At 65.3% G+C, this 23951-nt stretch carries 39 protein-coding genes and 1 pseudogene; 36 read left to right on the forward strand and 4 right to left on the reverse strand.

Annotated features, from left to right (window positions below):
* The first annotated feature begins 14 nt into the window (after positions 1–14).
* On the forward strand, positions 15–854 hold the full coding sequence (locus CSW60_RS19920; RefSeq protein WP_099538895.1) for a GIN domain-containing protein: 840 nt from the start codon (positions 15–17) through the stop codon (positions 852–854).
* Between the two features lie 94 nt (positions 855–948).
* Here CSW60_RS19920 and CSW60_RS19925 read toward each other — a convergent pair whose 3' ends face one another.
* Entirely contained in the window at positions 949–1707 is a 759-nt protein-coding gene (locus CSW60_RS19925; RefSeq protein ID WP_099538896.1) for a hypothetical protein, read from the reverse strand.
* Positions 1708–2109: 402 nt separating this feature from the next.
* Between CSW60_RS19925 and CSW60_RS19930 the strand changes: the two are divergent.
* From CSW60_RS19930 to rplQ, 28 genes and pseudogenes are all read left to right on the forward strand, one after another.
* Positions 2110–2308: pseudogene (locus CSW60_RS19930) on the forward strand (hypothetical protein).
* A 13-nt stretch (positions 2309–2321) separates the two neighbouring features.
* Positions 2322–2630, forward strand: coding sequence for a 30S ribosomal protein S10 (rpsJ, locus tag CSW60_RS19935; RefSeq protein ID WP_004616952.1), 309 nt, complete (start codon positions 2322–2324; stop codon positions 2628–2630).
* A gap of 13 nt (positions 2631–2643) precedes the next feature.
* Positions 2644–3411 (forward strand): 50S ribosomal protein L3, encoded by a 768-nt coding sequence (rplC, locus tag CSW60_RS19940; RefSeq protein WP_099538897.1) that lies wholly within the window; start codon positions 2644–2646, stop codon positions 3409–3411.
* Positions 3411–4049, forward strand: coding sequence for a 50S ribosomal protein L4 (gene rplD, locus CSW60_RS19945; protein WP_066684370.1), 639 nt, complete (start codon positions 3411–3413; stop codon positions 4047–4049). Before rplC ends, rplD begins: the two co-directional genes overlap by 1 nt.
* The gene (locus tag CSW60_RS19950) at positions 4049–4345 is read left to right on the forward strand and encodes a 50S ribosomal protein L23 (RefSeq protein WP_099538898.1); all 297 of its coding nucleotides are present in this window, start codon (positions 4049–4051) and stop codon (positions 4343–4345) included. The genes rplD and CSW60_RS19950 overlap by 1 nt, the downstream gene beginning before the upstream one ends.
* Positions 4346–4348: 3 nt before the next feature.
* A complete protein-coding gene (gene rplB / locus CSW60_RS19955) occupies positions 4349–5188 on the forward strand; it encodes a 50S ribosomal protein L2 (protein ID WP_013078648.1) in 840 nt (279 codons plus the stop codon).
* Between the two features lie 3 nt (positions 5189–5191).
* Positions 5192–5470, forward strand: a complete 279-nt coding sequence (gene rpsS / locus CSW60_RS19960) for a 30S ribosomal protein S19 (protein WP_010919131.1) — start codon at positions 5192–5194, stop codon at positions 5468–5470.
* Positions 5471–5472: 2 nt separating this feature from the next.
* Complete coding sequence (gene rplV, locus CSW60_RS19965; protein WP_099503306.1) at positions 5473–5853, forward strand: 50S ribosomal protein L22; 381 nt, start codon at positions 5473–5475, stop codon at positions 5851–5853.
* The gene (rpsC, locus tag CSW60_RS19970) at positions 5853–6605 is read left to right on the forward strand and encodes a 30S ribosomal protein S3 (RefSeq protein WP_013078650.1); all 753 of its coding nucleotides are present in this window, start codon (positions 5853–5855) and stop codon (positions 6603–6605) included. Before rplV ends, rpsC begins: the two co-directional genes overlap by 1 nt.
* Before the next feature lie 13 nt (positions 6606–6618).
* Complete coding sequence (gene rplP / locus CSW60_RS19975; protein WP_066684373.1) at positions 6619–7050, forward strand: 50S ribosomal protein L16; 432 nt, start codon at positions 6619–6621, stop codon at positions 7048–7050.
* Positions 7051–7055: 5 nt separating this feature from the next.
* Entirely contained in the window at positions 7056–7247 is a 192-nt protein-coding gene (rpmC, locus tag CSW60_RS19980) for a 50S ribosomal protein L29 (RefSeq protein WP_099538899.1), read from the forward strand.
* A 10-nt stretch (positions 7248–7257) separates the two neighbouring features.
* Entirely contained in the window at positions 7258–7497 is a 240-nt protein-coding gene (gene rpsQ / locus CSW60_RS19985) for a 30S ribosomal protein S17 (protein WP_010919136.1), read from the forward strand.
* Between the two features lie 17 nt (positions 7498–7514).
* Positions 7515–7883 carry a 50S ribosomal protein L14 gene (gene rplN / locus CSW60_RS19990; protein WP_010919137.1) on the forward strand — a complete coding sequence of 123 codons (369 nt, stop codon included), beginning with the start codon at positions 7515–7517 and terminating at the stop codon, positions 7881–7883.
* The gene (gene rplX / locus CSW60_RS19995; RefSeq protein WP_066684374.1) at positions 7883–8197 is read left to right on the forward strand and encodes a 50S ribosomal protein L24; all 315 of its coding nucleotides are present in this window, start codon (positions 7883–7885) and stop codon (positions 8195–8197) included. The genes rplN and rplX overlap by 1 nt, the downstream gene beginning before the upstream one ends.
* Positions 8190–8747 carry a 50S ribosomal protein L5 gene (gene rplE, locus CSW60_RS20000; protein ID WP_013078654.1) on the forward strand — a complete coding sequence of 186 codons (558 nt, stop codon included), beginning with the start codon at positions 8190–8192 and terminating at the stop codon, positions 8745–8747. The genes rplX and rplE overlap by 8 nt, the downstream gene beginning before the upstream one ends.
* A 24-nt stretch (positions 8748–8771) precedes the next feature.
* Positions 8772–9077, forward strand: coding sequence for a 30S ribosomal protein S14 (rpsN, locus tag CSW60_RS20005; protein WP_013078655.1), 306 nt, complete (start codon positions 8772–8774; stop codon positions 9075–9077).
* Positions 9078–9087: 10 nt separating this feature from the next.
* Entirely contained in the window at positions 9088–9486 is a 399-nt protein-coding gene (gene rpsH / locus CSW60_RS20010) for a 30S ribosomal protein S8 (RefSeq protein ID WP_013078656.1), read from the forward strand.
* Positions 9487–9504: 18 nt separating this feature from the next.
* Complete coding sequence (rplF, locus tag CSW60_RS20015) at positions 9505–10038, forward strand: 50S ribosomal protein L6 (RefSeq protein ID WP_099538900.1); 534 nt, start codon at positions 9505–9507, stop codon at positions 10036–10038.
* Between the two features lie 3 nt (positions 10039–10041).
* A complete protein-coding gene (rplR, locus tag CSW60_RS20020) occupies positions 10042–10392 on the forward strand; it encodes a 50S ribosomal protein L18 (protein WP_066684377.1) in 351 nt (116 codons plus the stop codon).
* Positions 10393–10402: 10 nt separating this feature from the next.
* The gene (gene rpsE / locus CSW60_RS20025) at positions 10403–11008 is read left to right on the forward strand and encodes a 30S ribosomal protein S5 (RefSeq protein WP_010919144.1); all 606 of its coding nucleotides are present in this window, start codon (positions 10403–10405) and stop codon (positions 11006–11008) included.
* A 3-nt stretch (positions 11009–11011) separates the two neighbouring features.
* Positions 11012–11197: a 50S ribosomal protein L30 gene (gene rpmD, locus CSW60_RS20030; protein ID WP_099538901.1), complete on the forward strand. Its 186-nt coding sequence runs from the start codon at positions 11012–11014 to the stop codon at positions 11195–11197.
* Between the two features lie 150 nt (positions 11198–11347).
* Positions 11348–11833 carry a 50S ribosomal protein L15 gene (gene rplO, locus CSW60_RS20035; RefSeq protein ID WP_099538902.1) on the forward strand — a complete coding sequence of 162 codons (486 nt, stop codon included), beginning with the start codon at positions 11348–11350 and terminating at the stop codon, positions 11831–11833.
* 218 nt (positions 11834–12051) lie between these two features.
* Positions 12052–13407, forward strand: a complete 1356-nt coding sequence (gene secY, locus CSW60_RS20040; protein ID WP_099538903.1) for a preprotein translocase subunit SecY — start codon at positions 12052–12054, stop codon at positions 13405–13407.
* A 134-nt stretch (positions 13408–13541) separates the two neighbouring features.
* Positions 13542–14111, forward strand: a complete 570-nt coding sequence (locus CSW60_RS20045; protein ID WP_099538904.1) for an adenylate kinase — start codon at positions 13542–13544, stop codon at positions 14109–14111.
* Between the two features lie 174 nt (positions 14112–14285).
* Positions 14286–14654, forward strand: a complete 369-nt coding sequence (gene rpsM, locus CSW60_RS20050; protein ID WP_066684382.1) for a 30S ribosomal protein S13 — start codon at positions 14286–14288, stop codon at positions 14652–14654.
* A 12-nt stretch (positions 14655–14666) separates the two neighbouring features.
* On the forward strand, positions 14667–15056 hold the full coding sequence (rpsK, locus tag CSW60_RS20055; protein WP_013078663.1) for a 30S ribosomal protein S11: 390 nt from the start codon (positions 14667–14669) through the stop codon (positions 15054–15056).
* A 76-nt stretch (positions 15057–15132) separates the two neighbouring features.
* On the forward strand, positions 15133–16149 hold the full coding sequence (locus CSW60_RS20060; RefSeq protein ID WP_013078664.1) for a DNA-directed RNA polymerase subunit alpha: 1017 nt from the start codon (positions 15133–15135) through the stop codon (positions 16147–16149).
* 190 nt (positions 16150–16339) lie between these two features.
* Positions 16340–16753: a 50S ribosomal protein L17 gene (rplQ, locus tag CSW60_RS20065; RefSeq protein WP_099538905.1), complete on the forward strand. Its 414-nt coding sequence runs from the start codon at positions 16340–16342 to the stop codon at positions 16751–16753.
* Positions 16754–16814: 61 nt separating this feature from the next.
* Here the strand turns inward: rplQ and CSW60_RS20070 are convergent, their stop codons facing one another.
* The 3 genes from CSW60_RS20070 to CSW60_RS20080 form a co-directional block, all read right to left on the reverse strand.
* Positions 16815–17183 carry a hypothetical protein gene (locus CSW60_RS20070; protein WP_099538906.1) on the reverse strand — a complete coding sequence of 123 codons (369 nt, stop codon included), beginning with the start codon at positions 17181–17183 and terminating at the stop codon, positions 16815–16817.
* Positions 17184–17267: 84 nt separating this feature from the next.
* Positions 17268–18095 carry an ABC transporter permease subunit gene (locus CSW60_RS20075; protein WP_099538907.1) on the reverse strand — a complete coding sequence of 276 codons (828 nt, stop codon included), beginning with the start codon at positions 18093–18095 and terminating at the stop codon, positions 17268–17270.
* Positions 18095–19012 carry an ABC transporter ATP-binding protein gene (locus tag CSW60_RS20080; protein ID WP_099538908.1) on the reverse strand — a complete coding sequence of 306 codons (918 nt, stop codon included), beginning with the start codon at positions 19010–19012 and terminating at the stop codon, positions 18095–18097. The genes CSW60_RS20075 and CSW60_RS20080 overlap by 1 nt, the downstream gene beginning before the upstream one ends.
* Before the next feature lie 171 nt (positions 19013–19183).
* On the opposite strand from CSW60_RS20080, the gene CSW60_RS20085 reads away from it, so the two are divergent.
* The 7 genes from CSW60_RS20085 (at position 19184) to CSW60_RS20115 (ending at position 23920) form a co-directional block, all read left to right on the forward strand.
* Complete coding sequence (locus CSW60_RS20085; RefSeq protein ID WP_099538909.1) at positions 19184–20419, forward strand: ectonucleotide pyrophosphatase/phosphodiesterase; 1236 nt, start codon at positions 19184–19186, stop codon at positions 20417–20419.
* Between the two features lie 161 nt (positions 20420–20580).
* A complete protein-coding gene (locus CSW60_RS20090) occupies positions 20581–20955 on the forward strand; it encodes a hypothetical protein (protein WP_099538910.1) in 375 nt (124 codons plus the stop codon).
* Positions 20956–21068: 113 nt separating this feature from the next.
* Positions 21069–21521, forward strand: a complete 453-nt coding sequence (locus CSW60_RS20095; protein WP_099538911.1) for a VOC family protein — start codon at positions 21069–21071, stop codon at positions 21519–21521.
* On the forward strand, positions 21518–21853 hold the full coding sequence (locus CSW60_RS20100) for an MmcQ/YjbR family DNA-binding protein (protein WP_099538912.1): 336 nt from the start codon (positions 21518–21520) through the stop codon (positions 21851–21853). Before CSW60_RS20095 ends, CSW60_RS20100 begins: the two co-directional genes overlap by 4 nt.
* Entirely contained in the window at positions 21850–22179 is a 330-nt protein-coding gene (locus CSW60_RS20105; RefSeq protein ID WP_099538913.1) for a helix-turn-helix transcriptional regulator, read from the forward strand. Before CSW60_RS20100 ends, CSW60_RS20105 begins: the two co-directional genes overlap by 4 nt.
* Positions 22176–22670: an SRPBCC domain-containing protein gene (locus CSW60_RS20110; RefSeq protein WP_099538914.1), complete on the forward strand. Its 495-nt coding sequence runs from the start codon at positions 22176–22178 to the stop codon at positions 22668–22670. The genes CSW60_RS20105 and CSW60_RS20110 overlap by 4 nt, the downstream gene beginning before the upstream one ends.
* A complete protein-coding gene (locus CSW60_RS20115; RefSeq protein ID WP_099538915.1) occupies positions 22667–23920 on the forward strand; it encodes a TCR/Tet family MFS transporter in 1254 nt (417 codons plus the stop codon). Before CSW60_RS20110 ends, CSW60_RS20115 begins: the two co-directional genes overlap by 4 nt.
* Positions 23921–23951: the final 31 nt, after the last annotated feature.

Consider the following 23951-nt stretch of genomic DNA (forward strand, 5'->3'; position numbering starts at 1 on the left):
TGGGGAGCAAACCGATGCGCGCTATGACCACCCTGGCCGTGCTGGCCGCCGCCGTTTCCGCCGCGGGCGTCGCCCAGGCCGAGCCGTCCGTGAAGATCAAGGACGCCGTCGCCCGCGTCGTGGTCATTCCGGAGAACCGCCCTGACATTAAGGTGGAGTTCCTGACCACCAACGCCAGCCTGCCCCTGACGGTCCGCAACGAAGGCGACAAGGTCGTCATCGACGGCGACCTGCGGATGAGCCGGATCAACGGCTGCAACAACCGCAATGGCAAGACGTCGGTCCGGGTGCGCGGCGTCGGCGACGTGGCCTATGAGAACATTCCGCAGGTCGCCATCCGGACGCCGATGGACGTGCGCGTCGGCGCCGGCGGCGCGGTGTTCGGCGACATCGGCCGCTCGGACAGCGTCGAGCTGGGCAACGCCGGCTGCGGCAACTGGACGGTCGCCAACACCAAAGGAAAGCTGGAGGTCAGCCAGGCCGGATCGGGCGACACGCGGACGGGGTCGGCCAGCTCGGCCGAGATCAGCATCGCCGGATCGGGCGATGTCAGCACCCAGGCGATCGCGGGCGACTTCGAAGCCAATATCGCCGGCTCGGGCGACGTCTCGGCAGCGAGCATCGGCGGCAAGCTGGAAGGCAATATCGCGGGGTCTGGCGACATCACGGTCGCGGGCGGCCGCAGCCGCGCCGTCGAGGTCAGCGTGATGGGCTCGGGCGACGTCACCTTCAAGGGCGAGGCCGACCAGCTCGAAGTCAGCGTCATGGGCTCGGGCGACGTCCGCATCGCCAAGGTCAACGGCCCCATCAAGAAGCACGTGGCCGGCTCGGGCGACGTCATCATCGGCCAGTAGGCCGGCCACGCACACACATATATATATAAGAGTGAAGGCCCCGGGATCGCTCCCGGGGCCTTCTTCATGTCCGGACCTTGGGTCCAGCCTCCGCTTAGCGGACGCCGAAGCCGAACAGGTCGCCGGCCGAGATCAGGTCGGCGCCGGCGCGATCGCGGTCCTTCAGGCTGCCGCCGAAGGTGTAGCGCAGGCCCACCTTGATGGCGTCGGCGTTCAGGTCGGCCAGGTCGTCGGATTCGCTGTGCGTGTACTTGGCGAAGGTCGACCAGCCGGTGTTGGCGAACTTGTACTCACCGCCCACGTTCACGTCCCACAGGTCCGCGTTGACGTTGGTGTCGATGCGCGACCAGGCCGCGCCGGCGTCCAGGCGGAAGTTGTCGGTGACGAAGTAACGGACGTCGCCGCGCACGGTGTAGAGGTCGGCGTCCAGGTCGTTCGACTGGCCGTAGGCCGCGACGCCCGACAGGGTCACGTTCGACAGGTACTTGTGAGCTTCGCCGCCGACGGCCCAGATCGTGTCGTTGGCCGGGCGGGAGAGGGCGGTGAAGCCGCCGACGCGCCAGCTGTCGCCGATCTTGGTGGTCAGGTGGGCGGCGCCCGAGGCGACGGTGTCGTCCGACAGGTCGTTGTCCGAGATCGAGACGTCGCCGTTGGCGGTCACGGTCCAGGCGCCTTGCAGCGGGATCGCGACCGAGCCGTCGATCACGGCCGACGAGCCGTGGGCGCCGCCGATGTTGGTGTTGAGGTCGGTGTAGTTCACGGCCGCGCCGACCGAACCCACGTTCTGGGCGAAGGCCGGGGCCGAAACGGCGGCCGCGATCAGGGCGGCGGTGGCGAAGAGCTTGGTACGCATTGGGTCTATCCCCTTAGTGACTGTGGCTCCTCCGGCTGGCTGGGCGGTCGTTGTTGGGGGGAGGGGCCGCCCAGTCCGCCGGGGAGGGGCGGCATCTATGGAGGTTCGACCCCGCGCTCAAGACCATAGGCGACGCTTGCGGGGCGAATAATGCATTTTTGTGACACTTGCGGAGATGAGAATTTCGACTACGCGCAAGCGGGCGCACGTTCATTTCTTGCTTTGACCTGAGAGTGTTAAAAACCGACCGGCGTTATGTTTGCGAAGGTCTTGCGCGGAGGGGGAAGGGCGCCTATCCAGAACCCGCCCGACGACTCGAGTCCTTTCGGACGAGACAAACCGGACAGAGCGCTTGACGAAACCGATTCTGGAACGTACAAGCGCGCCTCTGTTGGACCGGCTGTGAGCTTTCGGGCTCAAACGCGGTTCGCGAGACGCCCGGACATAGCGCCGCAACCTCTTTCGGGAGGGGCGCAATATCTGGTCATCACCCCCGACAGGCGACTGTTGGGGATTTTGTTTTGCGGACGCTGCGTACGGGACCCATCTGGGTTCCGAGTTGGTCTTTGAAATGGTTCGAGACGCGGGCGCAGCCCACTAGGAAACCGAGCGATATGGATCGTCAGAACATCCGCATCCGGCTCAAGGCCTTCGATCACCGCGTGTTGGATCATTCCACGCGCGAGATCGTGAATACGGCCAAGCGCACGGGCGCGACGGTGCGGGGCCCCATCCCCCTGCCCACGCTTATCGAGAAATTCACCGTCAACCGTTCGCCGCACGTCGACAAGAAGTCGCGCGAGCAGTTCGAGATCCGTACGCACAAGCGCGTCCTCGACATCGTTGACCCGACTCCGCAGACCGTGGACGCGCTGATGAAGCTCGACCTGTCGGCCGGCGTTGACGTCGAAATCAAGCTGTAAGGAGGGCCCGCTTATGACTCTCCCCACCCAACGCACTGGCGTCCTCGCCAAGAAGCTCGGCATGACCCGCTTCTTCGACGAAGCTGGTCAGCACGTGCCGGTCACCGTCCTGTCGCTCGACGGTTGCCAGGTCACGGGCGTGCGCACCGTTGAGAAGGACGGCTATACCGCCCTGCAACTCGGCGCTGGCTCCAAGAAAGCCAAGAACACTTCGAAGGCCCTGCGCGGCCACTTCGCGAAGGCGGCCGTTGAGCCGAAGCGCGTTGTCGCGGAATTCCGCGTCGAGGAAAGCGCCCTGATCGAAGTCGGCGCCGAACTGACGGCCGACCACTTCGTCGCCGGCCAGAAGGTCGACATCCAAGGCGTCACCGTCGGTAAGGGTTTCGCCGGCGCCATGAAGCGCTGGAACTTCGGTGGTCTCCGCGCCACCCACGGTGTTTCGGTCTCGCACCGTTCGCACGGTTCGACCGGTAACCGCCAGGATCCGGGCCGTACGTTCCCGGGCAAGAAGATGGCCGGTCACCTGGGTCAAGAAACCGTCACCACCCTCAACGTCACCGTCTGGAAGGTCGACGTCGAGCGCGGCCTGATCCTGGTCAAGGGCGCTGTCCCCGGCCACGAAGGCAGCTACGTGAAGGTTCGCGACGCCGTGAAGAAGGCTCTGCCGGCTGACGCTCCGCGTCCGGGCGCCTTCCGCAAGGCTGGCGAGGCGGCTCCGGCTGCTGCTGAAACCCCCGCTGAAGAGGCCCCGGCGGCTGCGACCGAAGAGGGCGAAGGCTAATGAAACTCGACGTCATCAAACTGGACGGCGGCAAGGCCGGTTCCGTTGATCTCGACGACGCCATCTTCGGCATCGACGACATCCGCGGCGACATCCTGCAGCGCGTCGTGACCTGGCAGCTGGCCAAGCGCCGCTCGGGCAACCACAAGATTCAAGTCCGCAACGAGGTCTCTCGTACGGGCAAGAAGATGTACAAGCAGAAGGGCACCGGCGGCGCCCGTCACGGTTCGCGCCGTGCGGCCCAGTTCGTCGGCGGCGCCAAGGCCCACGGTCCCGTGGTCCGCAGCCACGCCTTCGACCTGCCCAAGAAGATCCGCGCCCTGGCCCTGAAGCACGCTCTGTCGTCGAAGGCCAAGTCGGGCTCGCTGGTCGTCCTGGACAGCGCCGTTCTGACCGAAGCCAAGACGGCCGCCCTGCGCGCCAACTTCGACAAGATCGGTCTGAAGAACGCCCTGGTCATCGCCGGTCCGGAAGTGGACGCGAACTTCAAGCTCGCCGCCCGCAACATCCCGAACGTGGATGTCCTGCCGAACGCCGGCCTGAACGTCTACGACGTGCTGCGTCGCCAGACCCTCGTCCTGACCAAGGACGCGGTCGAAGCGATCTCGGCTCGTTTCGCTGAGAAGGAAGCCGCCTAATGGCCGCCACCGCTCGCCACTACGACACGATCCTGTCGCCGGTGATCACCGAAAAGACGACCCTGCTCAGCGAGCAGAACAAGGTTGTCTTCAAGGTGTCCAACGACGCGACCAAGGACGAAATCGCCGCCGCCGTCGAAGAGCTGTTCAAGGTCAAGGTGACCAAGGTCAACACCATCGTGACCAAGGGCAAGACCAAGCGCTTCCGCGGCATCGTGGGTCGTCGCAACGACGTCAAAAAAGCGATCGTGACGCTGGCCGAAGGCCAGTCGATCGACATCACGACGGGGCTCTAAGTCATGGCCTTGAAGCAATTTAACCCGACCAGCCCCGGCCAGCGCGGCCTGGTGCTGATCGACCGCAGCGAACTTCACAAGGGCAAGCCCGAGAAGAAGCTGGTTGAAGGCCTGACCAAGTCGGGCGGTCGCGGCGGCAATGGCCGTATCGCGGTCCGTTTCCGCGGCGGCGGCGCCAAGCGCCTGTACCGTCTGGTCGACTTCAAGCGTCGCAAGCAAGGCGTGGCCACGGTCGTTCGTCTCGAGTACGACCCGAACCGCACCGCCTTCATCGCTCTGATCAAGTATCAGGCCGATGGCGAGCTGGCCTACATCCTGGCCCCGCAACGCCTGAAGGCCGGCGACGAAGTCGTCACCGGCGAGAAGGTCGACGTGAAGCCGGGCAACGCCTCGCCGCTGCGCACGCTGCCGATTGGCACGATCATCCACAACATCGAGCTGAAGCCCGCCAAGGGCGGTCAGATCGCCCGTTCGGCTGGCGCCTACGCCCAGCTGGTCGGTCGTGACGCCGGCTACGCCCAGATCCGCCTGAACTCGGGCGAGCTGCGCATGGTGCTCGACACGTGCATGGCCACCGTCGGCGCCGTTTCGAACCCCGACCACATGAACCAGAACCTCGGCAAGGCCGGTCGTTCTCGTCACATGGGCCGTCGCCCGCACGTCCGCGGTGTCGCCATGAACCCGGTCGACCACCCCCACGGTGGTGGTGAAGGCCGGACTTCGGGCGGTCGTCACCCGGTGACCCCGGCTGGTAAGCCGACCAAGGGCGCCAAGACCCGCGTCAACAAGGCCACGGACAAGTTCATCATCCGTTCGCGCCACAAAGCGAAGAAGGGCCGCTAAGCCATGACCCGCTCCGTCTGGAAAGGCCCGTTTGTCGACGGGTACCTCCTGAAGAAGGCCGATGCCGCTCTGTCGTCGGGCCGCAAGGACGTCATCAAGACCTGGTCGCGCCGCTCGACGATCATGCCGCAATTCGTCGGCCTGACCTTCGGCGTGCACAACGGCCACAAGCACGTTCCCGTGCTCGTGTCGGAAGACATGGTCGGCATGAAGTTCGGCGAATTCGCGCCGACCCGGAACTTCCCGGGTCACGCCGCCGACAAGAAGGCCAAGAGGAAGTAATCATGGCCAAGCAAAAGCAAGCTCGCCGCCTCGACGGCGCCGAAGCGATGGCCAAGGTTCGCACCCTGCGCACCAGCCCGCGCAAGCTGAACCTGGTCGCTCAGTCCATCCGTGGCCTGAACGTCCAACGCGCTCTCAACGAGCTCGAGTTCAGCCACAAGCGCATCGCTCAGGACGTCCGCAAGGCGCTGTACTCGGCGATCTCCAACGCCGAGAACAACCACAACCTCGACATCGACTCGCTGGTCGTCGCCGAGGCCTATGTGGGCAAGAACCTGATCATGAAGCGTTTCTCGCCCCGCGCTCGCGGTCGCGCGACGCGCGTTGAGAAGCCGTTCTCCGAGATCACGATCGTGGTCCGCGAACTGGGTGAGGCCGCCTAATGGGTCAGAAAGTCAATCCGGTCGGGCTGCGGCTCGGCGTGAACCGCACCTGGGACAGCCGTTGGTTCGCCGACGGCGCCCAGTACGGCAAGATGCTGCATCAGGACCTCGCGGTCCGCGCCGCCCTGAAGAAGCGCCTGTACCAAGCTGGTGTCTCGCGCATCATCATCGAGCGTCCGCACAAGAAGTGCCGCATCACGATCTATGCCGCTCGTCCGGGCGTCATCATCGGCAAGAAGGGCGCTGACATCGACAAGCTCCGCAAGGACCTGTCGGTTCAGACCGAGGGCGAAGTCCACCTGAACATCGTCGAGATCCGCAAGCCGGAAACCGACGCTCAGCTGGTGGCCGAGTCGATCGCTCAACAACTCGAGCGTCGTATCGCCTTCCGTCGCGCCATGAAGCGTTCGATCCAGTCGGCCGTGCGCCTCGGCGCCAAAGGCATCCGGATCAACGTCTCGGGTCGCCTCGGCGGCGCTGAAATCGCTCGGATGGAGTGGTACCGCGAAGGTCGCGTGCCGCTGCACACCCTGCGCGCGGACATCGACTTCGGTTTCGCCGAAGCCAAGACCACCTACGGCATCATCGGCGTGAAGACCTGGATCTTCAAGGGCGAGGTGCTGGAGCATGATCCGATGGCGCTCGACAAGCGCCTGGCCACCGAGTCCGGCCCCGCCGGCGAAGGTGGCGGCCGTGAGCGCGGCGATCGTCCCGACCGGGGCGACCGTCGTGACCGTCGCGATCGCGCCTAAGGATTAGATCGCCATGCTGTCTCCGAAGAAGACCAAATTCCGCAAGCAGTTCAAGGGCCGCATCCACGGCGCCTCGAAGGGCGGCACCCTGCTGAACTTCGGTTCGTACGGCCTGAAGGCCGTCGAGCCGGAGCGCATCACGGCCCGTCAGATCGAAGCCGCTCGTCGCGCCATCACCCGCCAGATGAAGCGTCAAGGCCGCGTCTGGATCCGTATCTTCCCGGACGTGCCGGTCACCGGCAAGCCGGCGGAAGTCCGGATGGGTAAGGGTAAGGGCGCGGTGGATTACTGGGCCGCTCGCGTGGCTCCGGGCCGCATCATGTTCGAAATCGACGGCGTGCCGGACGATATCGCGCGTGAAGCTCTCCGCCTGGGCGCCGCCAAGCTGCCGATCCGCACCCGTGTTGTCACCCGCATCGACGCGGGTGTGGCCATGGAGGCTTGAGGCTCATGAAGATCGCTGACATCCGGGGCATGACCCCCGACCAGCTGGCCGAAGCCCTGCTGAACCTGAAGAAGGAGCAGTTCAATCTGCGCTTCCAAGGCGCCACGGGCCAGGTCGAGAAGACCCACCGCTTCAACGAGATCCGTAAGGATATCGCGCGGATCAAGACCGTGCTGCGCGCCAAGGCCGCGGCTTAAGGAGAACGATATGCCCAAGCGTATCCTCGAAGGGGTCGTCGTCTCCGATAAGGGCGACAAGACCGTGGTGGTGAAGGTCGAACGGACCATCGTCCACCCCGTTCTGAAGAAGATCGTGCGTCAGTCCAAAAAGTACCACGCGCACGACGAAGCCAACGCGTACAAGGCCGGTGAAGCTATCCGCATCATCGAGTGCGCTCCGAAGTCCAAGCTGAAGACCTGGGAAGTGCTTCCCAAGGCTTCGGCTTAATCTGGAAGGTTTAGACCATGATCCAGATGCAAACTAACCTGGAAGTCGCTGACAATTCTGGCGCTCGCCGGGTCATGTGCATCAAGGTGTTGGGCGGCGCTGGCCGTCGCTACGCCAGCGTGGGCGACGTCATCGTCGTCTCCGTCAAGGAAGCCATTCCGCGCGGTCGCGTGAAGAAGGGTGACGTGCTTCGCGCCGTCGTCGTTCGCGTGAACCAGAACCTGAAGCGCAAGGATGGTTCGGTCATTCGGTTCGACAAGAACGCCGCGGTGATCGTGAACAAGCAAAGCGAGCCGGTCGGCACGCGGATCTTCGGCCCGGTTCCCCGTGAACTGCGCGCCAAGAACCACATGAAGATCATCTCCCTCGCTCCGGAGGTGCTGTAATGGCCGCTAAGATCAAGAAGGGCGACCGCGTCGTCGTTCTGGCCGGCAAGGACAAGGGCAAGCAAGGCTCGGTCCTGCAAGTCCTGCCGAAGGACAACCGCGTTGTCGTGGAAGGCGTGAACATGGTTTCGCGTCACACCAAGGCGACCCAGGCCGACCCGCAAGGCGGCATCAAGCAAAAGGAAGCCGCGCTGCACGTCTCGAACGTCGCCATCGTGGACTCCAAGGGCAAGCCCACCCGCGTCGGCTTCAAGATCGAAGGCGACAAGAAGGTGCGCGTCGCCAAGACGACCGGCGAGGTGATCAATGGCTGATCAAGCTTACGAGCCCCGGCTGAAGACCGTTTATCGCGAGCGCATCCGCGCCGCGATGAAGGAGCAGTTCGGCTACACCAACGAAATGCAGATCCCCAAGCTGGACAAGATCGTCCTGAACATGGGCATCGGCGAGGCTGTGGCTGACTCCAAGAAGGCTCAGACCGCTCTGAAGGACCTGGAAGCGATCGCCGGCCAAAAGCCCGTCGCGACCCGCGCCCGCAAGTCGATCGCCGGCTTCAAGCTGCGCGAAGGCATGGTGGTCGGCGCCAAGGTCACCCTCCGCAAGGACCGGATGTACGAGTTCCTCGACCGCCTGGTCACGATCGCGCTGCCGCGCGTGAAGGACTTCCGTGGTCTGAACGGCAAGAGCTTCGACGGCCGTGGCAACTACGCCATGGGCCTGAAGGAGCACCTGGTGTTCCCGGAAATCAACTATGACCAGATCGAACAGATCTGGGGCATGGACATCATCGTCTGCACCACTGCGAAGTCCGACCAGGAAGCCAAGGCTCTCCTGAAGGAATTCCAGTTCCCGTTCGTCAACTAAGAGAGCGGGAAGGGAAAACAAACCATGGCCAAGAAAAGCGCCGTCAACCGCAACGAAGCCGTCCGGGCTCTCGTCAAGAAGTTCGCCGAGAAGCGCGCCGCGCTGAAGGCGATCGCCAACGACGAAAGCCTGCCGCTCGAGGAGCGCTTCGAAGCTCGCCTCAAGCTCGCCAAGCTGCCGCGTAACAGCGCCGCGATCCGCATCCGCAATCGCTGCGAAGTCACCGGCCGCCCGCGCGCCTATTACCGCAAGCTGAAGATGAGCCGTATCGCGCTCCGCGAACTGGGTTCGCAGGGGCAGATCCCCGGCCTCGTCAAGTCGAGCTGGTGAGGACGATCAGATGTCGATGAACGATCCCCTGAGCGATATGATCGCTCGCATCAAGAACGCCGCCACGCGCAAGCGCTCGAAGGTGTCGACGCCGGCTTCCAAGCTGCGCGCTCGCGTCCTCGACGTGCTGGCCGACGAAGGCTACATCCGCGGCTACTCGCTGGTCGAGAAGCCCGGTGCGTTCCCCGAATTCGAGATCGAGCTCAAGTACTTCGACGGTGAGCCCGTGATCGCCGAGATCAGCCGCGTGTCCAAGCCTGGCCGTCGCGTCTATTCGTCGATCAAGGACCTGAAGCCGATCAAGAACGGCCTGGGCATCTCGATCCTTTCGACGCCGAAGGGCGTCATGTCGGACACCGCCGCACGCGACGCTAACGTCGGTGGCGAAGTCCTCTGCCGCGTCTACTAGGCGCGGGAGGGAAAGAGCATGTCACGTATCGGTAAGAAAGCCGTCGTCATCCCCTCGAACGTCACCCTGACGATCGCGGGCCAGACGGTCACGGTGAAGGGCCCCAAGGGTCAACTCTCGTGGACGATCGCCGACGAAGTCGAGCTGAAGCAAGAGGGCAATGAGCTCTCGCTGACGCCGCGCGTCGACACGAAGCGCGCCAAGGGCATGTGGGGTCTGTCCCGCACGCTGGTGGCCAACATGGTGCACGGTGTGACCACCGGCTTCGAGGAAAGCCTCGAACTGGTCGGCGTCGGTTACCGCGCGGCCATGAAGGGCACCGCCCTGAGCCTCCAACTCGGTTTCAGCCACGATGTGGACGTTGCGGCTCCGGCCGGCATCACGTTCGCCACGCCGAAGCAAACCGAAATCAAGATCGCCGGCATCGACAAGCAGGCGGTTGGTGAGATTGCCGCGAAGATCCGCCGCATTCGTCCGCCGGAACCCTACAAGGGCAAGGGCGTGCGTTATGCTGGCGAGACCGTTCGCCGCAAGGAAGGCAAGAAGAAGTAAGCCATGGCGCTCTCTCCTCGTGAATCGGCGGCCAAGCGCGCTCAGCGCGTTCGCACCCGCCTCAAGAGCCTCGCCAACGGTCGTCCGCGTCTGTCGGTCTTCCGTTCGTCGAAGAACATCTACGCCCAGATCATCGATGATGAACGCGGCGTGACCCTGGCGTCGGCTTCCACTCTGGAAGCCGAAGGCAAGGGCGCGGACAAGGATGCCGCTGCCAAGGTTGGCAAGCTCGTCGCCGAGCGCGCCATCGAAAAGGGCGTCAAGGACGTCGTTTTCGACCGTGGTGGCTACATCTTCCACGGCCGGGTGAAAGCCCTGGCTGACGCCGCGCGCGAAGCCGGCCTGAACTTCTAAGGGAACGAAAATGGCTCGTGGTGAACAACAGCGCGGTGAAGGCGGTCAACGCCGGGACCGTCGCGACCGCAACGCCCCCGAAGAGCGGGTCGACAGCGACATCGTCGAAAAGCTCGTCCACATCAACCGCGTCGCCGCCACCGTGAAGGGTGGTCGTCGCTTCAGCTTCGCCGCTCTGATGGTCGTTGGCGACCAAAAGGGCCGCGTCGGCTTCGGTCATGGCAAGGCGCGTGAAGTGCCGGAAGCCATCCGTAAGGCGACCGAAGAAGCCAAGAAGACGATGATCCGCGTTCCGCTGCGCGAATCCCGCACCCTGCACCACGACGGCGCTGGCCGTTGGGGCGCTGGCAAGGTGATGATGCGCGCGGCGCCTCCCGGCACCGGCGTCATCGCCGGCGGTCCGATGCGCGCGGTTCTCGAAACCCTGGGCGTCCAGGACGTCGTGGCCAAGTCGACGGGTTCCTCGAACCCGTACAACATGGTGCGCGCCACGTTCGAAGCCCTGAAGGTGCAATCGTCGCCCCGCCAGATCGCCGCCAAGCGCGGTAAGAAGGTTGGCGACATCCTCGGCCGTCGCGCCGACGGCGCTTCGGCGCCGGAAGCCATCGAGGGCTAAGTCATGGCTGAAGCTAAGAAAGTCACGGTGCGCCAAACCGGCAGCCCGATCCGTCGTGAAAAGGACCAGCGCGCCACGCTCGCCGGTCTGGGTCTGAACAAGCTGGGCCGCGTGTCCACGCTGGAAGACACCCCGTCGGTCCGCGGCATGATCCGCAAGGTCCAGCACCTGCTGGAAATCGTCGAGTAGTCCTCTACAAGACGCGAAATACGCCACCCCGGTGAAAGCCGGGGTGGTTTTCGTTTGAAATCCTGCTCGTTTTAGGGTTTTAAGCGCGCTCGAAATTCAACAGCCGAGTCCGGACCTCGTCCGGGCGCAGATCTCCAAGGAGAGGCACATATGACCAAGCTGAACGAACTGGCTCCCCGCGAAGGCTCGACCAAGGGCCGCATGCGCGTCGGCCGCGGCCCGGGTTCGGGCAAGGGCAAGACCAGCGGCCGCGGTGTGAAGGGTCAGAAGTCGCGTACCGGCGTCTCGATCAACGGCTTCGAAGGCGGTCAAATGCCGCTGCACATGCGTATGCCGAAGCGCGGCTTCAACAACCCGTTCCGCCTGGAGTTCGCTGAAGTGAACCTGTGGCGCCTGGAACAGGCCGTCGCCGCTGGCAAGATCAAGAAGGGCGCCGAGCTGGGCGCTGCTGAACTGGTCGCCGCCGGCGTCATCCGTCGCGAACTCGACGGCGTGAAGCTGCTGGGCAAGGGCGAGATCAAGACCGCCCTGAAGCTGACCGTCTACTCGGCCACCGAAGCCGCCATCAAGGCCGTCGAGGCCGCCGGTGGTTCGGTCACCGTGACCAAGAAGGCCAAGGCGGAAGCCGAAGCCTAAAAGGCATATGTCATCCCGCTGAGCGCCTGGCGCTGCGGGACTTCGTTTCGACCGGGATGACAGAATTTAGAGGCTCGCCGTGACATCGCGGCGAGCCTCACCTATTTGTGGCGCTCTCCTCGGATCAGCCTGATCCGGGAAACCTAATTTCAGAGCGCGATCGCCGCCGAAGCGGTATTGGCTTTCGGCTATCGCGCTCCTGAGTCGTGGGGATCTGAATGGCCTCGGCCGCCGAACAACTCGCAGCCAATATGAATTTCGCGTCGTTCCAGAAGGCGACCGAACTTCACAAGCGCATCTGGTTCACGATCATCGCCCTGGTCGTCTATCGCCTCGGCTCTTACGTTCCGATCCCCGGGATCGACGTCAACGCCTTCGCCCGGCTGTTCAACAGCAACTCCGAAGGCATCCTGGGCATGTTCAACATGTTCTCGGGCGGCGCTGTCTCGCGGATGGCGATCTTCTCGCTGAACGTGATGCCCTACATCAGCGCCTCGATCATCGTGCAGCTGATGGGCACGGTCTATCCGCCGTGGGAGAAGCTGAAGAAGGAAGGCGGGGAGGCCGGGCGCAAGACCCTCAACCAGTACACCCGCTACCTGGCCGTGGTTCTGGCCGTCGTGCAGTCGGCCTCGATCGCCATGGGCCTGGCGGCCCAGCCTGGCGTCGTCGTCGAGGGCGTGGGCCATGCGTTCTTCGTCGTCTCGACCGTCGTGGCCCTGACCGGCGGCACCCTGTTCCTGATGTGGCTGGGCGAGCAGATCACCAGCCGCGGCGTCGGCAACGGCGTCAGCTTGATCATCTTCGCGGGGATCGTGGCGCGCCTGCCGGTCGTGCTGGGCCAGATGCTGGTCCAGGGCCAGACCTCGGGCAACTACACCCCGCTGTTCCTGATCGTGATCGGCTGCGTCGCCGCCATCCTGGCCATCGTCTTCATGGAGCGCTCGCAGCGCCGCTTGCTGGTCCACTATCCCAAGCGCCAGCAAGGCAACCGCATGATCGGCGGCGAAAGCTCGTTCATGCCGCTGAAGATCAACACCGCGGGCGTCATCCCGCCGATCTTCGCCTCGAGCCTGCTGCTGCTGCCGACCACGGCCATGCAGTTCGTGCAGACCACCAACCTGCCGGCCTGGGCCTCGTGGCTGCCGGGCGTGGTGGGCGCGCTGCAGCACGGCCATCCGGCGTTCCTGATCTTCTACGCCCTGCTGATCATCTTCTTCTCGTTCTTCTACACCTCGGTCGTGTTCAACCCCGAGGAGACGGCCGAGAATCTGCGCAAGTACGGCGGCTTCCTGCCGGGCATTCGTCCGGGCAAGCGCACCGCCGAGTACCTGGACTACGTGCTGACCCGCCTGACCGTGATCGGCGCGGCCTACATCACCGCCGTCTGCGTCGCGCCGGAGCTGGTGATGATGGCGATCAAGTCGAACCAGTTCGCCCTGGGCGGCACTTCGATCCTGATCGTCGTGACGGTGACCATGGACACCGTCGCCCAGATCCAGTCGCACCTCTTGGCCCACCAGTACGAGGGCCTCATCAAGAAGTCGAAGCTGCGCGGCGGTCGCGGCCGCTAAGCGGGGCTTCAATTTTATTACAAGCGTCGGAAGCCGGTTTGTCACAAAACCGGCTTCCGTTTTTATCGCCGGGGCTCTAGGTCTGCTCCGGGAGACAACCGGGCGCAGACCCGGTGACGCGCGAAGGGGCTTCTATGAATTTGATCCTGTTCGGTCCGCCGGCGGCGGGGAAGGGCACTCAGGCCAAGCGCCTGGTCAGCGAGCGCGGCATGGTCCAGCTCTCGACCGGCGACATGCTGCGCGCCGCCATCGCCTCGGGCTCGGAGCTCGGCCAACGCGTCAAGGGCGTGCTGGATCGCGGCGAGCTGGTCACCGACGAGATCGTCATCGCTCTGATCGAGGATCGCCTGCCCGAGGCCGAGGCGGCCGGCGGCGCGATCTTCGACGGGTTCCCGCGCACGGTCGCCCAGGCCGAGGCCCTGGATAAAATACTTTCGGCGCGCGGTCAGAAGATCGACGTGGTTCTCCGACTCAAGGTAGACGAGCCGGCCCTGATCGATCGGATCAAGAAACGGTTCGAAGAGCAGGGACGGCCCGACGACAATCCGGAAGTCTTCGTGACTCGCCTGGCCGCCTACAACGCCCAGACCGCGCCGCTGCTGCCGTATTACCAAGGGCAGGGGAAGCTGAAGGAACTGGATGGGATGGGTTCGGTCGAAGCCGTGGCCACGTCCATCGACGCCGCTCTCTCGGGAGCAGCCTAACAAAGCCCGAATTCATTGGATGTCCGGTGGATTCAGTTGTTGACGGAAGCGAAACGATCCCTATAACGGGGCGCTTCCGCGAAAGGGCGCGATCCGTGCGCGCCGGTCTTGGTCTCCTGATCAAGCCGGGCGCGCCGTTCGCGTCTTTAGTGCGTGACTAGGAGAACATTAGACGTGGCCCGTATCGCAGGCGTCAACATCCCGACGAACAAGCGCGTGCTGATCGCGCTTCAGTACATTCACGGCATCGGCCAAAAGTCCGCTCGTGACATCATCACGAAGGTGGGCATCGAGGATGCGCGTCGCGTCAATCAACTGACCGACGCCGAAGTCCTCGCGATCCGCGAGACGATCGACCGTGACTACACCGTCGAGGGCGACCTGCGTCGCGAGAACTCGATGAACATCAAGCGCCTGATGGACCTGGCCTGCTATCGCGGCCTGCGTCACCGTAAGGGCCTGCCGGTCCGCGGTCAGCGCACTCACACGAACGCCCGCACCCGCAAGGGTCCGGCCAAGCCGATCGCCGGCAAGAAGAAGTAAGGTAGCCTGACGATGGCCAAGGAACCGGGTCGCGTTAAACGTCGCGAACGTAAGAACATCACCTCGGGCGTGGCGCACGTGAACGCCTCGTTCAACAACACCATGATCACCATCACCGACGCTCAGGGCAACACGATCTCGTGGTCCTCGGCCGGCATGATGGGCTTCAAGGGCTCGCGCAAGTCGACCCCGTACGCCGCTCAGATGGCCGCCGAAGACGCGGGCAAGAAGGCTGCGGAACACGGCGTGAAGACCCTGGAAGTCAACGTCTCGGGCCCGGGCTCCGGCCGTGAATCGGCCCTGCGCGCCCTCCAGGCCGCGGGCATGACCATCACGACCATCCGCGACGTCACGCCGATCCCGCACAACGGCTGCCGTCCGCCCAAGCGTCGTCGCGTCTAGTACTTTTTAGACCACAATCTTCCTTCGCCGGCTGCGCAAAACGCGGCCGGCGAGCCGCGTTCAAGGGACCGACCACGTGATCGAAAGAAACTGGAACGAGCTGATCCGTCCTGAGAAGCCGCAGATCGAAACCGGGGCCGACGCCAGCCGCAAGGCTCGCATCGTCGCCGAGCCGCTGGAGCGTGGTTTCGGTGTGACGCTCGGCAACGCCCTGCGTCGCGTTCTTCTCTCGTCGCTGCAAGGCGCCGCCGTCACCGCCATCCAGATCGATGGCGTGGTGCACGAATTCTCCTCGCTCGAAGGCGTTCGTGAAGACGTCGTCGACATCGTTCTGAACATTAAGCAACTGGCCGTGCGCATGCACGCCGAAGGCCCCAAGCGCATGACCCTGCGCGCCACGGGCCCCGGTCCGGTCACCGCCGGCCAAATCGAAACCCCGGCCGACATCGAGATCCTGAACCCCGACCACGTGCTCTGCACGCTGGACGACGGCGCCTCGGTGCGGATGGAGTTCACGGTCAACACCGGCAAGGGCTATGTCCCGGCCGACCGTAACCGTCCGGAAGACGCGCCGATCGGCCTGATCGCCGTCGACGCCCTGTACTCGCCGGTCAAGCGCGTCGCCTATCGCGTCGAGCCGACCCGTCAAGGCCAGTCGCTGGACTACGACAAGCTGATCCTGGAAGTGGAAACCAACGGCGCCGTCACCCCGGTGGACGCCGTGGCCTACGCCGCCCGGATCCTGCAGGACCAACTGCAGATCTTCATCACCTTCGAGGAACCGAAGGCCAAGTCGGCCGACGAGTCCAAGCCGGAACTGCCGTTCAACCCGGCCCTGCTGAAGAAGGTGGACGAGCTGGAACTGTCGGTCCGTTCGGCCAACTGCCTGAAGAACGACAACATCGTCTACATCGGCGACCTGATCCAGAAGACCGAAGCCGAGATGCTCCGCACCCCGAACTTCGGCCGCAAGTCGCTGAACGAGATCAAGGAAGTTCTCGCCGGCATGGGTCTGCACCTCGGCATGGACGTGCCGAACTGGCCGCCGGAGAACATCGAAGACCTGGCCAAGAAGTTCGAAGACCAAATCTAAGAACCTTCAAAGCCTAACGCGCTAATCCGGGCCGCCTTTTTCGGAGGGCGGCCTGGGCCTTTTGAAGCCGCAATCGCGGTGGAGGGCCCCGGCGCTTCGCTCTGACCCGGTCGGGAAAGACCAGGATTGGTGACAATCAGGCGCTCCTCGTCAGGACGCCGCTCGGGCCAAGCGCCCAGGAGAGAAGAAAATGCGTCACGGCTACGCCCACCGCAAACTGGGCCGCACCTCGGCTCACCGCACCGCCATGTTCGCCAACATGTCGGCCTCGCTGATCAAGCACGAGCAGATCGTCACCACCCTGCCGAAGGCCAAGGAACTGCGTCCAATCGTCGAAAAGCTGGTCACCCTGGCCAAGCGCGGCGACCTGCACGCTCGCCGTCAGGCCATCTCGACCGTCCGCGACGTCGAACAAGTCGGCAAGCTCTTCGCGGTCCTCGGCCCGCGCTACAAGGACCGTCAGGGCGGCTACATCCGCGTCCTTAAGGCCGGCTTCCGCTACGGCGACAACGCCCCGCTGGCTGTCATCGAGTTCGTCGACCGCGACGTCTCGGAAAAGGGCAAGGACTCGGGTCCGGTCTACACGAACGAAGCCGAAGACTAAGATTTTCAGCCTAGGCTGAACGCGAAGGCCCCGGAGTGATCCGGGGCCTTTTTCGTTGGCGTCAGCCGATGCGCCGTTCGCCAACTTCGAGCGCGACGAGGCTTGCTTGTGCGATTAGCCCGACGGCGGCGCCCATGACCACGAAGGTGGAGACTTCAAGCAGGCCAGGTGCGAGCTGCCGGGCGGTCACCTCGATGGGGAGCTTTAGGATCGTGCGCGCCATGTGGAAGCTGTCCATGCCGGCCATCAGCAACCCGACAAGCGGCGCGGTAAGCCGCAGCTCGGAAAGCAAGCGTCGCAGGATCGGTAGGCCGGAGTAAGCCAAGGCCGCGAGGAGAGGAGCCGCGAGCATGGCGGCTATTAGAACGACAAGCAGGCTCTTCTGAGGCGCCGCCGCGTTCGCGAACACGGTTGCGAGCACTTCGACCACGACGTCTCCCTCCGTTTCAAGGTGAGGTTACGTGTGTAATTTGGCCGGTCAAGTCCCCAAGCTGCTGGGTTTCCTCTCGCGTCCCTATTCCTTCGTCAAATCCTGCCGCCGGAACAGCCATACCGCCACCGCCGCGAGCGCCGCCGTCCAGGCGACCAGCGCCGCCAGCGCCACGCCCGCCGAGCCGCCGGCGTCGCCGAGTTGATCCGGCGCCAGCAGCGCCGCGCGGAGCAGGTCGGCGTCGAAGACTGGCAGGGACAACAGCTTCCAGCTCGGCGGGCCTTGCTCCATCGCCCGCAGCGCGCCGGACAGGATCGTCTGCACGAAGCGCACGCCCAGGCACGCGATGACCACGCCCATCGTCGAACGCGATAGCACCCCGACGCAGGCGGCGAGGGCGGCCAGGACCATGGCCTCCAGCCAGGTGATGGCCAGCACGCCGACGATGTCGAACGGGTTGCGGTCCAGCAGCGAGAGCGCCACCGTCTTGCCGTTGATCGCCGAGCCGACCAGCGCGGCGAGGGCTGATAGGACCGCCGATAGAAGCAGGCTCCAGAACACCGCCTCGCCGACCACGATCAGCTTGGCCAGCAGCAGGTTCTGGCGGGTGTTGCGCGGGGTCAGCAGCCGCCAGGTCTCCCAGCGATAGTCGCCGGCCAGCACCGCCGCCGCCCCGATCATCAGGAACAGCGCGCCAAAGGTCGAGGCGCCGTTCGACAGGGTCTTGATCACCTGATCGATCAACCCGACCGCCAGGCCGGGCATCGGCTTCTTGATCACAAACCGTAGGAAGAGGTCTCCGCCGACGCTGAGCAGGAAGCCGATCAGCGGGGCGAAGCAGAAACCCCAGAACAGGGTCGAACGGTCGCGCAGCAGGCGGAAGCGTTCGGCGGCGATGGCGTCGGCGAGCATCAGGCGGCTCCTTCCGAGGTGGCGGCCGTGGGCGTCTGGCCCAGCGATTTCAGATAGACCCCTTCGAGATCGACCTCGCGCCAGCGCGCCTCGACGATGTCGACGCCGGCCTCGACCAGGGCGCGGATCACGGCGGGGGCTTCGGCGCGGGGGATGTCGGCCAGTACGGCGTCCGCGCCGTCGGCCTCGCCGCGGTCGCCCAGCACCGACAGCGCCGGGGCGAGGGGGGAGGCCAGCGTCAGGCGCAGACGGGCCTCGCCGGCGGTCAGTTCGGCGACGCCCCCTTCGGCCACGACCTTGCCGCGCGAGAGGATGGCGACGCGGTCGCAGACGCGCTTGACCTCGTCCAGCTGGTGGCTAGCCAGGATGACCGTGACGCCCTCGCGCTTGGCCAGATCGACGATCAGGGCGCGGATCTCCTGGATGCCGGCCGGGTCCATGCCGCTGGTCGGCTCGTCCAGGATCACGAGCTCGGGCTTGGTCAGGAAGGCGGCGGCTAGGCCCAGGCGCTGTTTCATGCCGACCGAGAAGCCGCTGGTGGCGCGGTCGGCGGCGTGGGTCAGGCTGACCCGCTCCAGCCAGCCGCCAATGTCGGCGTCCTTCTTGCCGCTCTCCAGCGCCAGCATGGTCAGGGTGTCGCGCGCGGTCAGATAGGGCGGATAGCGCGGCGTCTCGATCATCGCCCCGACCTTGCGCAGGGCGGTGATGTCGCCGGGCGCGGCGCCGAACAGCCGGGCCGCGCCGCTAGTCGGACGCACCAGGCCCAGCGCGATCCGGAACAGGGTGCTCTTGCCCGCGCCATTCGGGCCCAGGACCCCGAACACGCCGCCGGCGGGAATGGCGATGGAGAACTCGTCGAGGGCGCGCACCGCCCCGTAGGTCTTGGTGAGGCGGTCGGCCTCGAGGGCGATCGACATGCGACGAATCCCGGACGCCGAACGACTCGGCCCGGCGAGGGGACTATGGCCAGCCGACGGGGCGCCGCCAAGTTAAGTCGCGGTCATGGCTCGCGCGAATGGTGGTCGTCATACGGAGGCAACATCCATGACGGATCAGGCCTGAAACCGCCGTCTTGTCGAGCTTCCGTCATGGGCCTTCGCCGTCTTCTTTTCATCGCTTTCGCCGCCGCCCTGGCCCTGACGGGCGGCGCGGAAGCGCGGGAGAAGGCGCCGCACCTGACCATCCTGATTTCGCTGGACGGCTTTCGGGCGGACTACCTGGATCGCGGCGTCACCCCGACCATCAGGGCCTTGGCCGATGAGGGCGCGCGCGCGGCCATGCGGCCGTCGTTTCCCAGCCAGACCTATCCGAACCACTACACCCTGGTCACGGGCAAGCGTCCCGACCGGCATGGCGTGGTCGCCAACGAGATGGAGGACGCCGTCATCGGCGGGCCGAAGTTCACGATGAACGGGCCGACCGCCAATGACCCGCGCTGGTGGAGCCAGGCCAAGCCCTTCTGGGTGTCGGCGGTCCAGCAGGGCAAGCCGGCGGCCGCCATGTTCTGGCCGGGCTCCGAGACCGAGATCGATGGCGCGCGACCGACGCACTGGATGAAGTACGACGAGAAGCTGCCGTATGATGTTCGCGTGGATCAGGTGCTGTCCTGGATGGACAGCGCCGACGGACCGCCCCTGGCCTTCACCACGCTGTATTTCGACGCCGCCGACACCGAGGGGCATCATTACGGTCCGGACTCGCCGGAACTGCGCGCGGCCTTGGCTGAGGTCGACCGGTCGATCGGGCGTCTGGTGGATGGCCTGAAGGCGAGGGGGCGGTTCGAGGCGACCGACATCATCATCGTCGCCGATCACGGGATGGCGCCCTTGCCCGCCGCCAATCGCGTCGTCCTGGACGACCTGATCGACCTTTCCAAGATCCACCTGGTGACCCGGGGCGCGATGACCAGCTTCTCGCCGGAGAAGGGCCATGAGGCCGCGGTCGAGCGCGCGTTCCTGGGCCAGCGTCCGCCGCACATGACCTGCTGGAAGAAGGGAAAGATCCCCGCCCGGTTCCACTACGGCCACAACCCGCGCGTGCCAGCCATCATCTGCCTGTCGGAGCGCGGATGGTACACGACGACCCGCGCGGCCAAGGCCAAGCCCAGCAAGTGGGACGGCAAGGACGGCGGCGCTCATGGCTTCGATCCATACGACCCGCTGATGCGAGCGGTCTTCGTCGCCCACGGTCCCTCGTTCCGGCGGGGCGTCGTCCTGCCCGTGTTCGACAATGTCGACGTTTATTCGCTGCTGGCGAGGATCACGGGCGTGACGCCGGAACGGGGCGACGGTTCGCTGGCCGTTCTTCGGCAAGCCCTGCGCTAGCGAAGTGGAAATTCTCGTAAAGCGCGATTGTGGTCCACAAATGCAACCAATAACTGCATTGACGAAGCGCTGGGTGTATAGAGGATCAGGCGCCACTGACCATCGGCGACGCCCGCGCTTCCCGCCCTGGGAAGCGGTTCAACCAGCTTAGGGAGAACGTTATGGGTTTCTATGGTCCCGAACCTTTCGACACCGCCGAGGCCACCTATGTGTGGACGGGCCTGCGGACGCCGGGGTTCTTTCGTGTCACCGTGAAGGGCAATGCGCCGAACTTCACCACCGGCATCACGCTGGTGCGTGATCCCCACTTCGTCGGGGGTCTGGCGATCGATGTCATGGGCTGGACGGGCCCGATCGGCAAAGGGCAGAGGAGCTATACTGTCTCTGGCTCCTTCAATGGCATGTACCTGCCCAAGATCCTCATCGTCGGCTCCAACAAGCGGCTGCTGGTCGACGTGAAGGAAATCCCGTTCACCAGCGAGGACGACTACGTCAAGCACCTGAGCGCCGAGGCCAAGGAACTCGAACCGGCCTGACGCCCTGCGGCGGCGCGCGTTCAGTCCCCCGCTGGACGCGCGCTCAAGCGGGGGCTTGCTGAATTAATTTCGATATGCGTTAAATATTGCTCCTTTTTTGAAGGAGCTCGGCCATGCGGCGTCCTGGTTTGACTTCCGCGATCGCCTATGACGACCCCAAGGCCGCCGTCGCGTGGCTGGAGCGCGCGTTCGGTTTCGAGGTGGCGCTGCTAGTCGAGGACGATCAGGGCCGCCTGGCCCACTGCGAGATGACCTATGGCGAGTCGACGGTCATGATCGGCTCGCCTTGGAGCGACCGGATCGCCAGTCCTGGCATGGTTGGCGGCAAGACCACCCAGACCGTTCATATCCAGATCGTCGGTGACGTCGACGCCCATTGCGCTCGGGCCCGCGCGGCCGGGGCTCAAATCTTCGCCGAGCCGGAAAACCAGTTCTACGGCGACCGCACTTACCGCTGCTACGACCTCGAGGGGCACATCTGGACCGTCGGCGCGGCCGTCGAAACGGTGTCTTTCGCCGAGATGGAGGCGCGGAGCGGCCACAAGATCAGCGCGCCGTCGACATGATCACGCTCGAGGACTTCCGCCGTCTGGCGCTGGGCCTGCCCCGAGCGATCGAAAGCGCGCACATGGGCACGGTCGACTTCCGGTGTGGGAAGATCTTCGCCACTCTGGGCAATCCCGATGCGGATTGGGCCATGGTCAAGCTGACGCCTGATCAACAGGAGATGCGCGTGGCGGCCGAGCCCGAGATCTTCGTCCCCGTCCCAGGCGGCTGGGGGAAAGGCGGAGCGACCCGCCTGCGCCTTTCCGCCTGCGACGAGACGACGGCGCGCGGCGCCCTGCTGGACGCCTGGCGCAACGTCGCGCCGAGAGCGCTGCTGGACGGTCAAACTTGAGCGAGGCGCTGGACCGAACCCTGGCGGCTTTGGCCGATCCGCATCGTCGGCGAGCGGTCGATCTTTTGCGGGAAAGGCCGCGCCGGGCGGGCGAGCTGGCCGAGAGCCTGGGCCTTTCGCCGCCGGCCATGAGCCGGCATCTGCGCGCTCTGCGCCAGTCGGGCCTCGTCGAGGAGAGCCATCCCGAGTTCGACGCGCGGGTCAGGGTCTACAGCCTGCGGCCTGAACCCATGGCCCAGCTGAAGGCCTGGCTGGACGCCGCCGAGGACCTTTGGGCCGATCAACTGTCGGGACTTAGGGCCCACATCGAGGGCGCGGCGCGGTGAGTTCGCGGATCCTGGTCGCCCTTCGGATCGAGGCTTCGCCCGAGGCGGTGTTCGACGCCTTCGTCGACGACATCGCGCTGTGGTGGCGGCCCAATCCGCTGTTCTCGTTCACGCCGCGCTCGCCGGGCGTCATGGCTTTCGAGGAGGGGCGGCTGGTCGAGCGTCTGGCGTCGGGTAAGACGTTCGAGGTTGGCGCCGTGCGGGTCTGGGAGCGCGGCGCGCGTCTGGTGTTCGGCTGGCGTCAGGCCAGCTTCGCGCCCGGCGTGGAGACCGAGGTCGAGGTGCGCTTCGAGCCTGTCGAGGCGGGAACCCGCGTCACGGTCGAGCATCGCGGCTGGGACGCCATCCCCGCCGAGAATGCGGCGCGACATGGTTTTCCCGATGCGGTGTTCCTGCACAGGCATGGCGAATGGTGGCGCGCGCTGCTGACGGGCCTTGCGACAAGGGCGAACAGCCGCCAACTAGGAGCCGCCGGGGAGGGCGAGGCATGACCAACACGCAGATCACGGGGGGCAAGCGCCAGGCGGCGCTGGGCTTCATCTTCGTCACCGCGATCATGGACGTCCTGTCCTTGGGGGTGATGATCCCCGTTCTGCCCAATCTGGTGAAGGCGTTCGGCGGCGGCGACACGGCCGCGGCGGCCGACTGGAACGTGCTGTTCGCCACTACCTGGGGGGTGATGCAGTTCTTCTGCTCGCCGATCCTGGGCCTGATGTCGGATCGCTTCGGGCGTCGACCGGTCATCCTGACCTCGATCTTCGGTCTTGGCGTCGACTTCCTGTTCATGGCCTTCGCGCCGAACCTCTGGTGGCTATTCGTCGGACGGATCTTCAACGGCATGACGGCGGCCAGCTTCGCGACCGCCGGCGCCTATGTCGCCGACGTCACCACGCCCGAAAACCGCGCCAAGGGCTTTGGCCTGATGGGCGCGGCGTTCGGGATCGGCTTCACCTTTGGTCCGGCCCTGGGCGGCTGGCTGTGGAATGTCGACCATCGCGCGCCGTTCCTGGTGTGCGCGGCCCTGGCGCTGTGCAACTGGCTCTACGGCTTCTTCGTGTTGCCGGAATCGCTGCCGCCCGAGCGCCGTCAGCCGCGCTTCGACTGGAAGAAGGCCAATCCGCTGGGCTCGCTGCAGCTGCTGCGCCGCCATCCGGGACTGCTGGGACTGGCCGGCGTCGGCTTCCTGTTCCAGTTGGCCCACAACGTTCTGCCCAGCGTCTTCGTGCTCTACATGGGCTTCCGCTACAACTGGGGTCCCGACACGGTCGGCCTGACGCTGATGGCCAGCGGGATCTCCAGCATCATCATCCAGGGCCTGGTCGTGGGCCCGGCGGTCCGCAAGCTGGGCGAGCGGGGCGCGCTGCTGGTCGGCCTGTTCTCGGGCTTCGCCGGCTTCACCATCTACGCCCTGGCGCCGACGGGGCTGGTCTATCTGTGCGGCCTGCCGATCTTCGCGTTCTCGGGCCTGATTCAGCCGGGGCTGCAGGGCCTGATGACCCGCCGCGTCGCGCCGAACGAGCAGGGCCAGTTGCAGGGCGCGAACGCGGCCCTGATGGGGATCGCCTCGATGATCGGCCCCTCGCTGTTCCTGCTGCCGTTCGCCTTCGCCGTGCGCCACGACGCGACCCTGCATATGCCGGGCTTGCCCGTGCTGATCGCCGCGAGCCTGATGCTGATGGCGACCCTGCTGGCCTGGGCCAAGGCCAAGCCGGCGCCGACGCTGGAACCACAAGCCGCCTGAGACCTTAAGCCAACGCCGAAACCTTGACCTT

The organism is Caulobacter sp. X (assembly GCF_002742635.1).
Taxonomy (GTDB): domain Bacteria; phylum Pseudomonadota; class Alphaproteobacteria; order Caulobacterales; family Caulobacteraceae; genus Caulobacter.